Here is a 13,377-nt window from a genome sequence, read left to right as displayed (position 1 = left end):
CAGCGGCTAGGACTACAAACGAACTAAATGACCAAGCGATTACATTGCTCTTATTGCAAATATCCACTAAAGACCTGCGTATGTGAATACATAAAGGAGGTGGATTGCGACCTACATATAAGCATTATGCAAGACCCAAGTGAGGTAAAACATGCAAAAAACACTGCGCGGCTGATCCCACTTTTACTCCCAAAAACTGAAATATTTATAGGGCAACATACATCAGACTTTCTTGCTCTGAGAAGAAAAATACAACAACATCCAGATACTCTGCTAGTGTACCCTTGTAAAAATGCAATTAATATTGCTAGTAAAAACAAAAAGTTAAAAGTAAAAACAAGCCATATTATACTGATTGATGGCAGCTGGCGAAAAGCAAAAAAAATCTATTTAGGTAACCCATGGCTGCAGCACCTCAACGCCGCCACCTTCGATGTAAGTGAGCCTTCTCGCTACCATATTAGAAAACAATCCTTTGACAATGGCTACAGCACGATTGAAGCGCTTGCATATACCTTACATGCACTGCAGCACACACCTATTGACGCGTTCATTAGGCTACAGGATGGGCTGCAGCAATATTGGCAAGGCCCACGGTAATCTTATCAAATTAACGACTGAGCTCCTGAGTTAATCTACAAATAGGCTTTAGGAAAAGACAAGGACAGCCACCAAGCCACTCATCAATAAAATATTCTAGTCGCATACTTAATTTACAAAAAAAGTAGTCGGCGATTGTCGCCAACTGCCGATATTATCAATATATAAGTCAGATCGGCGTCAACGCAATAACATTGAAGAGTGCCAATTCTGATTAAAATTAAACATCATATGTGGAGCCTTTAAATGCGCTGGATGCTTGAAACAGAAGAGTCAGACACTTTAGCTGAGCGCGTAAAATTACTATATTGGAACGCTAACAATAGTATTTTCATTACCTTTTCAGCGTTTACGGTGATGTGCATTTTGCAACTTGATACAGCCCCAAATTACATCATTGTTACCTTTATTACGCTCATGTTTAGCGTATGTGTGTTGCGCTTTATAGACGCCAAGCGCAAGCCTATAGCTAGCTATGACTTTTCGCTTAATCCTAAACAAGACTTCAAAAATTTTAGCTCCAGTATTCTTACAACTGGGTGTATATGGGCCAGTTTCAATGTCGTCTTTATGCAAGAAGCCTCTCTGCTCGAACTGGCTTTCAATGCGGTAATATTAGCCGCCATGACCGGCGGCGCCATTACCGTTTTAGGCGCAGCAAGAAGAGTCGTAATGGTTTACGCGACCTTGCTATTAGTGCCCTTTTGTATCATCGGTTTCTTTGTCAATTTTGAGAATTTTTATTTAATCTCGATTCTCGGATTGGGATATTGGGTGATGGCGGTTAAATCCTCGGCTATCAACAGTGCGTTTATTAACAAAACACTGAATATCGCGGCCGAAAACGATGAGCTTTTACGCTCCCTTACCCACGAAAAACAAAGTTTAAGCGAAAGTAATAAAGCCTTGACCGCGGCAAGAGAAACCTTAAACGAATACACCTATCAGCTGGAACAAAAAGTTCAGGAGCGTACTGACGACATTTTAAGGCTGTCTAACTTAGATGCGCTTACCGGCCTATATAACCGAAAAGTCCTGCATCATGAAGTCGAACAATTTTTGCAAAGCGACGCTTCTAACTCCGGTTGTGCGCTGTTGTTTTTAGATTTAAATGACTTCAAAGAAATCAATGACCAAATGGGTCATTTTCAAGGCGACCTTGTATTAAAAGTTATCGCCGACCGACTAGATAAACTGCGAAAAACCCTGTCTCCGAATATTATATTAGGACGTTGGGGAGGCGACGAATTTGTCGTGCTCGCAAAAGCTTACAATCATGACAATATCAATGACATTATCTGCAAACTTCAAAATGAAATTTCTAAACCGGTGAGAGTCGGTGGCGTAACGCTGAGCGTCAGTACCTGTATTGGCGTGTCTTTTTACCCGGAGCACTCTGACAATGCAGATCAGCTTATTCAATATGCAGATATGGCTATGTACCAAAGTAAGCATGCGGGTGTGCAGGTCCAACCTATTTTTCAAGAGAGTCTGAAACAAAAATACAAACGACAACAAAACCTCAAACTAGCACTTGGCGAGGCCATTGCAAAAAATGAATTCTTTTTAGTCTACCAACCTATTATGTGCTCGGTCAGCAACATGCCCGTTGGCGTAGAAGTGCTGCTGCGCTGGCAGCATAAAGATGAACTGATAAGCCCCGTAGAATTTATCCCCATTGCCGAAAAAAGCGATTTAATCGTCGATATCGGGCTGTGGGTGTTGCGAAAATCGTGCGAGGAGTTTGTGAAAATCAAGCCGCCCTCGCATATATATTTGTCGGTGAACATCAGCGCTATGCAGTTAAAACAGGACTTGTTTGTTGAAAGCATCGACGAGGCATTAAGAGATACCGGGTTTGCTGCCAATCAGCTGCAGCTGGAAATTACCGAAACCTTAATTTTAGAAGAGAAACAAAACGTCGAGAAAGTCATCAAGACACTTCGCGACAAAGGGATCAGGATTGCCATTGACGATTTTGGTACCGGCTATTCATCTCTCAAACAGCTTCAAGATATCACCTTCGACTCTATAAAAATTGACCGATCATTTATAGTCAATATGACCGAGAAAGACGTCGCGATTTTGTCGGCTGCTGACTTCATTGCACGGCAGCTTGGCGCATCGACAATTATTGAAGGCGTTGAAACTTTAGCACAAATCGATGATTTAAAGCTATTGGGTTTGCACTGCTGCCAAGGCTTTTTCTTTGCTAAACCGATGCGCATTGAAAAGATGAACGCCTGGTTAAAAACCGACTTCAATAGCGCTCAGATAATAGAACAGCAAGCAACAAGCCAAGCATAAAAAAGGCTGCACAAGCAGCCTTTTTTTGGCACAAAACAACACTTCACTTTATGCAGTAAGCCTAAAGTCTAAAACTCCCATGAATAACTTGCGCTAAACGATATACCCTCTCGTTCAAATAACAAATCTAAACCTTCTTGTGAGATTTGTTTATCCTGATTCAGTATATTTTTAACACTCAGCTTTAGCGACGATTTAAAATCTGGAAAGTATGTATAGACTAAATCCAAAGAGTGAAAGGTTTCCTCCTCTGCATCTTGGTTGCCTCTGGTGCCAGGCACGATGATTCTTGGGCCAAAAGCGTTATACACCAAGGTAGCGGTGTGCTCGCCGTTGCTTGAGTCATAGCCCAACTGAAGGTTTGCGACCCATTCAGAATGGCCCACCAAACGGCGCTGGTTATTCGTTACGATGTTTGATGCACTGGTTGCATCAAGCGCATCCAGCACCTGTTGTTCAAACAATGAGATTTCATCGTCGTCAACCGCGCCCAAGGTTACCTCTGAATCAGAGAGGGTTAGGTTACCGCTGATATAAAAATTGTTGAGGTTTTTACTGATAAAGTCAAAATCTTGCAAAAACTCCATTTCAATACCGTAAAGCTGACCAGACTCGCCATTTGCTGTCAGCAGGTTAGGCGCAGCACCCCCTACGGTACCTAGCTCAACCAGCTCAATCGGCGTATCGATATCTTTATAAAACAGGGCTACCGATACGTTGTTACCATCTGCCATATACCACTCCCAACGAAAGTCGATATTGTCCAACTTAGAGCTTTGCAGTAATGGCGAGCCACGTACCAAAAACTCAGTGAGCGGATCGATAAAGAAGGTCGTGCTAATATCGCGTAAATCAGGGCGAATGGCTGTTTGGCTAACGTTTAAGCGAAACTGCATCTGTTCACTCATCAAGTAGGTGAGTGCTAAAGAAGGAAAGAAGTCATCCTCTTGAAACGCAATTTCTTGTATTTCATCGCCTTCAATTGAAAAGGTATTAGCATGCGCTGAAAACGGCACAGATATCTGTCTAAAATCTTCGTAGCGGACGCCGCCGCTCACTCGCCAAGTATTGTTGATGAACGCGTCAGCCATAATATAGTAAGCGTCTACTTTTGTTCCTGCGGCGTATTTATCGCCGTCAGCCACACCTGACTCTAAGATCCCTGCTCCCGTTTGGCTATTGTAAAAATCAGCGTTTAATAGATTTTCAGGAGCGAATATCTCATCAATACGACTGCCAAATGTCGCATTATCGGCAATCGCTCGGTGCGGTACTAAGATGGACAGGTTTTCAGCCGTACGGGCTTTTTCAAAAAAATCACCGCCTATTTTAAATTCCAACTCTAAGTCTTTTAAGTAGAGCGGATAACCAAAGTTCCAGCCGGCAGAGTCCGATACATCTCTTAGCGTTTGAAAATCTCGTTGAACACTCGTGGCCGATACGTCCTGTAACTGCTGATCAACAAACATACCGTCGTCAAAGTTCAACTGAAAAACCACATCTAAACTGCCAGGTTGCTTGCGACTTGCCCGACTGGTGCCATAATACCAATCAAAGTATGTGTTCTTAAACTCTGGAAAATTGTGCGTGCCGCGAATTTGATTTGAATTCATGCGTCGCTCTTCAAACAACATATCTACTCGGCTCAATTCAGTGGTGCCAAATATAGTCTCATTGGCATCTACAAAATCTCGCACCCGCACTCGGTCGCGCATGTCGTGTAGCAATACATTGGTCATGTCAAAGCGATGATTAGCGTTATACTCATAGCCAATGTTAAACATGCCACTCCAGTTAACGTTCTGCTCGGTAGATACACCGTCAAAACTTTGCGCAAAACATTTACCGTCATTGACTCTATCTTCTGGCAAATCTTCACAGCCGACAGTACCTAAACTGGTGCCGTTAAACTGCTCTTCAACTTTCCAACTGTTGTCGTAAGATAAGGTAGATAAGAATCCAATTTCCCCTTCTGCACCAACACTGTATACGTTGCCCAAAGTCATGCCTAAACCAAAGTCAGGATCGATGCTCTGCTGGTCTGGGCCAATCTCCCAAAACATTGAACTCAGCATGTTTTGTCTGTCACTGAGGCTAAGCGGAAACCTCGAACTACCTTCAATACCGTCATCTGACTGCGCACGCTCTAAATTATTCGCAATGAGTGCCGGTAGTGCTCGAGTTCCGTCGTCTCTGCCAGACCAGTCTTGTCCGCCACCACTATAAAAAAAGCCGTCGTCGCGGTTATTGGTATTGCTCCCTAAACTTCCTGAAAGTTTGAATACAAAATCGTTGGGAATGGTTTTAGTGCGAATGTCTACATTGCCCCCACCGAAGTGCGCTGGCATATCTGGCGAAAATGATTTCTGCACACTCAGACTTTCAATAATATCGGCAGGAAACAAATCCAATGGCACAACTGATCGAGTTGGGTCGGGACTTGGCACACCCATGCCGTTTAGCTGCGTACTCGAATACCGCTCACCGAGGCCTCGTACATAAATAAACTTGCCATCGACGAGGGTCAAGCCGGTCACCCGTCGTAATGCGCCTGCGGCATCTGAATCACCGGTCCGAGAAATTTGATCAGCGCCCAAAATATCGGCTACAAAAGCTTGATTTTGGCGCTCTTGTAATACGGCTGTCGCGCTGCCTTTTAATCGTGTACCGGTGGTCACGACTTCTTCAATTGCTTCTTCATCATCCGATTGCGCAGATACCTGTGAAGATAAACTGCCAATCATCAGTGCAGATAAAATAGCCAAATGAAGTGTCGACTTCATGGTCTTGGGTAGGGGCAACAAGCTAATATTATTCAGACCCATGTTTTTAAAACTCCATCCTGCGTTCTGTGTAAATCGCGGTTTCGCATCATATGAACACATGTTTTGTGTAAACAGCAAAGACGCCAACTCAGGCTTAAACGAGCGGCGTCTCAACATTGCACTGCTAATTATTGCTAAGACTGAGACCTATAAAGCCTAGTCGCTCAGCCCAACCGTAACCCAACCTGCGGTCCAATCATTGTTAGCATCCATTGCTCCAATATAGTCAACACTGTCAAAGAATGTATCAACTGCTGATGGGTCTGCACCTTGGCCAAGCAGTAATGAACCGGGAGTAGGTTGATAACCGTTGCTTGCAAAACCGAGACTATCGGCTGCAACCGTTGAATTACTCATTTGGTCATTAAAAAATGCCGCGCTGAAGTCACTATCAAAGTTTGCATCACCACAGGCAAGTACTGAGTTTTGCATAAACAATATACCCGTAGTCGCATTAGCCTGCGACTCGTCGCCGTTCACACGCAAACAGTTATCGTAGCCATCTGGGCCAGTCACCGCGAAGTTCCACAAAGAGCCAGCCGTTCCGGCTCTTAAGCGCACTCCGTTTGCGCCCGCCTCGCCAATAATGGTTACGTTGGCAATGTTCGGGTTGGTTAGTGGCGTGGCTCCAGCATCAAATTCACTATTGTCAGCTTCAAAGGCATTGTCGCCTGAACCGTCTTGCTTAATGAGCACAAATTGCGCGTTTCCTGTCCAGCCAAATGACCAGTCAAATGAATCATCACCAATTGCAGTTAACACCACATGCTTGACACTAACCGTGCCGCCAAAGAACTCAATCCCGTCATCTAAATTTTGATGAACATGAATGTAGTCAACCACAGTGCCTGAGCCTACTCCAGCAAAGGATATGCCGTTTAGTTCATCACCGTTGCCAAGGGTACGTCCTGCATGCTTGACTACCACGTAGTTAAGCGTGCCTGAATCATCATTAGGCATGTTACCGCCAAATTGGCCAGCATCGCCTTCCGCACTAACACCACAGTTGTTTAACTCAGCCTCTGTTGTTTCGCCCACTTGGTCACCACAAGAGTTAGCCGGCGCTCTACCTAGCAGCACCAAACCACCCCACTGCCCTTGTGCCGTTTCTTGGCCGGTAACGTCTTGAATAGAGGTCATGACTATAGTTGCATCAGCGGTACCCAAGGCTTCGATTTTTGAGCCGCGGCGGGTCACTAAAAAGTCTTCACCCTCTTGGCCAATGATGGTTGTGCCGTTTTGGATGTAAAGAATAGCTGAGTCGACATTATCGCCGCCTACCGCTGTACGACCATTTAACACCCAGTGCGCATCGTTAGTAAGCGTAACATCCGCAGTAAAGGTGGTATCTTCACCTAACTGATATACTGGCTTATCAGTAATTTCTGGGAACTGCCCAGAAACATCTGTGGCCAAGCCCTGCGCTAAGGCGTTTTGCACATTGCTCGGAAAACCACCGGCTAGACCAAAGGCCCATCCTGCTGTCCAGTCATTCGTTCCATCAAACGCACCCACATAGTCTGTCGACACAAAGTAGCTGTTATCACCTGACAAGTCTGCACCTGCACCAAACACTGGTGATGTGGCTTCTGGTGTTCTGCCATCTGCAGCTAAGTTAAGTTCGCTTGCTGAAGCAAACACACGATTCGTCGCATCTGCGCTAAAGATATCTTGGGTAAAGTCATTGCCAAAATTCGCGTCATTTTCACAGGCTATAAAACTGTTGCTAATACTCAGCGTGCCGGCAGTGGCGTTAACTTCAGACTCTGCGCCATTGATGCGCAAACAGTTAGCATAACCAGCAGGGCCGACTATCAAAAAGTTTTTCAGCGTACCGGCCGTGCCCGCTCTTAATCGCACACCATTAGTATTTGCTGCGCCTTGAATAGTCACATTGGCCACGGTTGGATTGGTTAATGGCAACGCAGATGCGTCAAACTCACTGTTGTCTGATTCAAAAGCATTATCGCCATCTTCATCGCTCTGTACGATATACACAAACTGTGCATTCCCAGTCCAGCCAAACGACCAGTCGAATGAATCATCACCAATATCTGTCAATACTACATGACGCACATTGACGGTTCCGCCGAAAAATTCGATGCCGTCATCGAGGTTTTGATGCACTTGGATATAGTTTACATTGGTACGTGAGCCTACACCTGCAAATGAAATACCGTTGAGCTCATCACCATTACCAAGCGTGCGACCAGCATGCTTAACAATTACGTAATTTAGCGTACCTGAATTATCTTCGGGGTCGGTGCCACCAAACTGTCCTGCATCACCTTCTGCGCTAACACCACAGTTTTCAAGCTCTTCGGTGGTGGTTTCCCCCACTTGATCACCACAAGAGTTGGCTGGCGCTTTACCTAATAAGACTAAGCCGCCCCATTGGCCAATACCCGTCTCTTGTCCGGTAACATCTTGAATGGACGTCATAGTAATAGGTGCAGAGGCAGTGCCCAGCGCCTCAATCCGCGAACCGCGGCGAGCGACTAAGAAATCTTCGCCTTCTTCACCAATGATAGTCGTACCACTTTGAATAAATAACACCGCGCTGTCTTCATTGTCGCCGCCTACTGCGGTGCGGCCATCTAATATCCAGTGGGCATCATTACTTAGGGTAACGTCTGCAGTAAATGTGGTGTCAGTATTCAAGCGATAAACGGGTTTATCGGTAATTTGTGGAAATTCACTGGAAACGTCAGATGCTAAACCTTGTGCAAATGCGTTTTGGACATCGGCAGGAAAACCACCTTTTACACCAACCGTCCAGCCTGCCATCCAGTTGTTTTGACCATCAAATGCACCTACATAGCGAGCGTCTTCAAAACTTGTGCGAATGTCGCGAGGATTTACGCCGCTGTTAAGCAACAGCGAGCCCGCTTGTGGAGTGTAGCCATCAGCCCCTAAACCAAGTGCATTTGGCACAAGGGCTTGGTTAGCCGTCTGACCTAAAAACCACGTTTCAGTGGTGCCAGACCCAATAGTTTGAGCATTAAAATTGTCGCTTGGATCTTCGCAAGCGATAATCGAGCCGGTCATCGTTAGCTCACCGTTTACTGCATTGGCGGCAGACTCATCACCGTTCACCCGCAAGCAGTTACTGTAACCAGCGGGGCCCGTTACTAGCACATTGGCTAATTCACCTGCGGTACCTGCGCGCAAACGCACGCCGTTAGTTGCGTTTGCACCAGCAATAGTGACATTGGCAATAGCGGGTTTAGTCAGTGGTCGGGCAGAAGCATCAAACTCACTGTTGTCAGCTTCAATGGCATTGTCACCATCAGAATCACTTTGTTGAATGTAGACAAACTGTGCTTTACCCGTCCAGCCAAACGACCAGTCGAGGCTGTCATCACCAATATCGGTTAATACAACATATTTTACATCCACACTGCCGCCAAAAAATTCAACGCCATCGTCAAGATTTTGGTGAACTTGAATATATTCGACGGTTGTTCCCGAGCCGACTCCGGCAAATGAAATACCATTTAGCTCATCGCCATTGCCCAATGTGCGGCCTGCGTGTTTAACAACGACGTATCGTAAAACACCTGAATTATCATCATCGATTGTGCCGCCAAATTGGCCTGCATCACCCTCTGCACTGACCCCACAGTTGTCAAGTTCTTCCGCTGTAGTTTCGCCAACTTGGTCACCGCATGAGTTCGCAGGAGCGCGACCAAGCAACACTAAGCCACCCCATTGACCGATACCGGTTTCTTCTCCGGTCACGTCTTGCACAGAGGTAAATATGATAGGAGCGGCAGCCGTGCCGTCAGCCTCAACTTGAGAGCCTCTGCGCACCACTAAAAAGTCTTCGCCTTCCTCGCCAAACACCGTGGTACCTGCTTCGATAAACAATACAGCAGAGTTTTCATTATCGCCGCCAACAGCGGTGCGGCCGTTTAACACCCAATGCGCTGTATTGGTGAGCACAACATCCTCAGTAAACGTCGTATTTTCAGTTAAACGATATACTGGCTTGTCGGTAATTTGTGGGAACTCTGCAGAAACATCGGTAGCCAAGCCTTGCTCTAATGCCGAAGATGGCCCTGTTGGTGTTACAGGGGGCGTCACAGGAGGTGTTACAGGCGGCGTAACCGGTGCCGGATTATTAATAACAGTACTATTGTCTACATCGCCTTCAGAAATATTAATATCCCCACCGCACGCTGCAAGCAAGACTGCTGCCGCTAGGGTGGAAGATTTAAATAGGCCATTAAATTTCATTCGAGTTCTCCAAAAGAATAGGTATTCATATTATGAAACGCGACTGAGATTAACCTAGAATGGTGACAGAAATGTTACATGCAAAAGGTGTCACAAAAGTTTAATATGTAAGCGATTTACATTATTTAAAATATTGTTTTTTATGAACTTTTATTTTGTTGTTAACAATCTTCTTTGGCGCTCTAAAAGCCTACCGCTAACCGGGTAATAATTGCTCTGCTGCACAATCTGTTGACCCTGCTCCGATAGGATGAAACTTAAAAACGCTTTTTCTAAGGTAGGTAATGGTGTGCCCGGTGCTTTATTCACGACGATATACAGATAGCGGCTAAAGGGATAACGGTCGGCTTGAATATTTTCGGCAGATGGCGCGTAGAATGGACCCGCCGCTTGACCAATCGCGACTGCTTTCACATCGGTATTACCATGCCCAAGTGCCGCATAGCCGATGCCCCCGATGCTCGACGCGACCGATTGCACAACTGACGACGAACTTGGCATCTCGTTAACACGGACATCATAATCACCATCACATAGTCCAAGCTTTTTGAATAAATCGTAGGTACCCGATGCTGAATTCCGTCCAAATACTTGAATAGCACGATTTTCACCAAACTTACCAATCCCCAGCTGTTGCCAACGGCGAATGTTATTTTTGCCGCCACAAAACCGCGTTACTGAAAAAATAGCGTCAATTTGCTGCATGCTAAGTTCGGTGAGTGGGTTGTTCTTTTCAACATAAATAGCCATCGCGTCAATCGCAACAATTAAGCTTGTGGGTGGATAGCCATAGCGCCGAGTAAAACCTTGAATCTCAACGGGTGTCAATGCCCTGGACATTGGCCCAATACTAGCAGTTCCTTGGGTTAAAGCTTGTGAAGCGGTAGCCGAGCCAGACGCCTGTATTTGAAACTTCACATGTGGGTATAGTGTTTGAAACTGTTCAGCCCACAGCGATACAAGTGTTGCCAAGGTGTCGGAGCCTATAGAGGTTATACTGCCAAACACGCCGGGCGTCGAATGATATAAAAATTCACCACTAATATTTGCATCAGCAGTGCTGCTCAGAGGCACACGAAGATCAGGCGTCGTTTGTTCGATTTGATTGTCTTGAAACTCTATAACCCGAACATTTGGCAATTCATTGTTCGCGGTATCTTTCTGAAAAGCGTATGCCAGATTCCCACAAAGCAAGCATATTCCACCAAGAATCAACCATCCTGACTTTGCTAACGCTGAATTTAAGTGTTGAGTATTAATTGGCATGATCCACGGCTATTAATTCAGGAGGCAGCAAAAATGAAAACTCGCTTCCTTTTCCCACCTTACTTTCCACTTCTAAGCTCGCATTATGATGATGTAGGACATGTTTCACAATAGACAAACCCAAACCCGAACCACCTGTTTTTCGAGAGCGCGCTTTATCTACACGGTAGAAGCGCTCTGTGAGCCTGCGTAAATGCTTATCTTCGATACCCTCGCCGTTGTCTTTCACCGCAAAATAAGCGCCGCCAGCGCGAGGCTTCCAAATCACCTCTATACGACCTTTGCTTGGCGTGTAATAAAGTGCATTAAAAATAAGATTCGAACACGCGCTGCGCATTTCACTTTCAACACCAAATACTTGGAGCTCAGGGTCAATTTTGAATACGATTTCGTGTTGACGCTCTTTGTTCAAGGCGTGGACTTCCATCTTTATTTGCCGAAACATTGCCTGCATATTGATCACGTTTTCAAAAATACGTTCGGAACTAGACTCTATCCGCGACAGTATTAACAAATCTTCTATTAGATTTTGCATACGACGGGTTTGCGTACCCATTTCGCTGATGGCTTTCCCGACAATGGGCGGCGTCCCTTCTGTACTGGTGCTAAGCACTTCTAAATAGCCGTTAATCACCGTGAGGGGGGTTTTTAATTCATGTGACACATTGGCTACAAAATCTTTGCGCATCTCTTCTAAGTGCGATACACGCGATACGTCGCGCACAATTAGCAACAGCTGGTCTTCGCCATATTCCATCATCCGATATTCAAAGGTTTTATGCGGATTGGTTGGCGCAGGTATTTCAATCGGATATTGATAATCGTTACTTTCTAAAAATTCGATGAATTTTGGGTGACGAATTAAATTATCAATGCGCCGGCCATTGTCGTCGGGCCATCGCAATCCGAGTTCAATGCGGGCATTGCGATTACACCACATGATCCGAGCTTGATCATCAATCACTACCACTGCGTCAGGTAGCGCTTCAGAGCCTTCTCGAAAACGTTTAACCAGCTCACCAAGATTTTTGCGTTTATTGCGGTTGCGGCGCTGCAGATAATATATACCTTCATAAAGATGGTGCCAAATACCCGGTGCGCTTGGGGGAGACATAGTGCGACTCTGCCATAACCATTTGGTAAGGCGATAAAGATGAATGTAATTGTTGATGAGCAAAACAGCAAATAACAATAGTACTGCTGCAAGCACATTATCGATATACAGACCAAGCGACACACTTAAACACAATAAGATACAAAAACGCACCAGCGTTTTAGACCACGACTGCGGATAGTACATGCTTAAAGGGCCTTAATTGTGAGAATAAGAAAATTATGCTTTATTTGAAAAGCGATAACCAGAACCCCTGACAGTTTGGATCATAGCATCGTGCCCATGCTTAGATATTGCTTTGCGCAATCGACGTATATGCACATCTACGGTTCTATCTTCTACATAAACATTGGTTCCCCAAACATTGTCTAAGAGCAGTTCACGGCTGTAGACGCGCTCTGGATGAGTCATAAAAAAATGCAGTAACTTAAACTCTGTTGGGCCCATATCTACCGAATCGCCATTACTGCTCACGCGGTGCGATACTGGCTCTAACACTAGGCCCTTAAACTCAATAGGTTCTTCTTTTGAGGTTGGGGTAACCCTGCGCATTACCGCCTTAATTCGAGCAATTAACTCTTTGGGTGAAAAGGGTTTGGTAACATAATCGTCGGCACCCGCCTCTAAACCGCGAATTTTATCATCTTCCTCAGAGCGGGCGGTTAGCATTATCACCGGAATATCTTTAGCAAACTCATGGGTTTTCAGTTTTTTGGCTAGCTGCACCCCGCTTCCGCCTGGTAGCATCCAATCTAATAAAATTAGGTCAGGGTAGGGTTCTTTGATTTTGGCTAAGCCAATATCATAGTCCTCAGCCTCGTCAACAACGAAACCAGCTTGCTCCAATACAAAACTCAGCATCTCCCTGATTGGCGCTTCATCTTCCACTAGTAATATTCGGTGAGACATCTTTTTCACTCTTGGCATCAAATTTTAACCGTATTATTGGAGTGATCTGTGACAGTTTTATGAAACAAAGCGCAAAAGATGTCAAGGACTAAGGCTAATATTGCGGTGAATAAGCAC

General features: G+C 45.2%; 7 protein-coding genes. 2 read left to right on the top strand and 5 right to left on the bottom strand.

Annotation, left to right across the window (positions count from 1 at the left end; genetic code table 11):
• Positions 1-27: 27 nt before the first annotated feature.
• Positions 28-600 (top strand): tRNA-uridine aminocarboxypropyltransferase, encoded by a 573-nt coding sequence (locus AB9H30_RS08130; protein WP_371194159.1) that lies wholly within the window; start codon positions 28-30, stop codon positions 598-600.
• 246 nt (positions 601-846) lie between these two features.
• Positions 847-2,907 (top strand): putative bifunctional diguanylate cyclase/phosphodiesterase, encoded by a 2,061-nt coding sequence (locus tag AB9H30_RS08125; protein WP_371194158.1) that lies wholly within the window; start codon positions 847-849, stop codon positions 2,905-2,907.
• A 68-nt stretch (positions 2,908-2,975) separates the two neighbouring features.
• Here the strand turns inward: AB9H30_RS08125 and AB9H30_RS08120 are convergent, their stop codons facing one another.
• From AB9H30_RS08120 to phoB, 5 genes are all read right to left on the bottom strand, one after another.
• Complete coding sequence (locus AB9H30_RS08120) at positions 2,976-5,651, bottom strand: TonB-dependent receptor domain-containing protein (protein ID WP_371194259.1); 2,676 nt, start codon at positions 5,649-5,651, stop codon at positions 2,976-2,978.
• A 237-nt stretch (positions 5,652-5,888) separates the two neighbouring features.
• Positions 5,889-9,971: a hypothetical protein gene (locus AB9H30_RS08115; RefSeq protein ID WP_371194157.1), complete on the bottom strand. Its 4,083-nt coding sequence runs from the start codon at positions 9,969-9,971 to the stop codon at positions 5,889-5,891.
• Between the two features lie 150 nt (positions 9,972-10,121).
• Positions 10,122-11,237, bottom strand: a complete 1,116-nt coding sequence (locus tag AB9H30_RS08110) for a PstS family phosphate ABC transporter substrate-binding protein (RefSeq protein ID WP_371194156.1) — start codon at positions 11,235-11,237, stop codon at positions 10,122-10,124.
• Positions 11,227-12,537, bottom strand: coding sequence for a phosphate regulon sensor histidine kinase PhoR (gene phoR, locus AB9H30_RS08105; protein ID WP_371194155.1), 1,311 nt, complete (start codon positions 12,535-12,537; stop codon positions 11,227-11,229). Before phoR ends, AB9H30_RS08110 begins: the two co-directional genes overlap by 11 nt.
• 33 nt (positions 12,538-12,570) lie before the next feature.
• Positions 12,571-13,260, bottom strand: a complete 690-nt coding sequence (phoB, locus tag AB9H30_RS08100) for a phosphate regulon transcriptional regulator PhoB (protein ID WP_371194154.1) — start codon at positions 13,258-13,260, stop codon at positions 12,571-12,573.
• Positions 13,261-13,377: the final 117 nt, after the last annotated feature.

The organism is Glaciecola sp. SC05 (assembly GCF_041380235.1).
Taxonomy (GTDB): domain Bacteria; phylum Pseudomonadota; class Gammaproteobacteria; order Enterobacterales; family Alteromonadaceae; genus Glaciecola.
The sequence above is the reverse complement of the archived record's forward strand: the minus strand, read 5'-3'. Positions and strand labels throughout refer to the sequence as shown.

Bases quoted from the DNA above. Each gene is read 5' to 3' on its own strand.
- AB9H30_RS08130 (WP_371194159.1), top strand. From the start codon at position 28: ATGACCAAGCGATTACATTGCTCTTATTGCAAATATCCACTAAAGACC.
- AB9H30_RS08125 (WP_371194158.1), top strand. From the start codon at position 847: ATGCGCTGGATGCTTGAAACAGAAGAGTCAGACACTTTAGCTGAGCGC.
- AB9H30_RS08120 (WP_371194259.1), bottom strand. From the start codon at position 5,651: ATGATTGGCAGTTTATCTTCACAGGTATCTGCGCAATCGGATGATGAA.
- AB9H30_RS08115 (WP_371194157.1), bottom strand. From the start codon at position 9,971: ATGAAATTTAATGGCCTATTTAAATCTTCCACCCTAGCGGCAGCAGTC.
- AB9H30_RS08110 (WP_371194156.1), bottom strand. From the start codon at position 11,237: ATGCCAATTAATACTCAACACTTAAATTCAGCGTTAGCAAAGTCAGGA.
- phoR (WP_371194155.1), bottom strand. From the start codon at position 12,537: ATGTACTATCCGCAGTCGTGGTCTAAAACGCTGGTGCGTTTTTGTATC.
- phoB (WP_371194154.1), bottom strand. From the start codon at position 13,260: ATGTCTCACCGAATATTACTAGTGGAAGATGAAGCGCCAATCAGGGAG.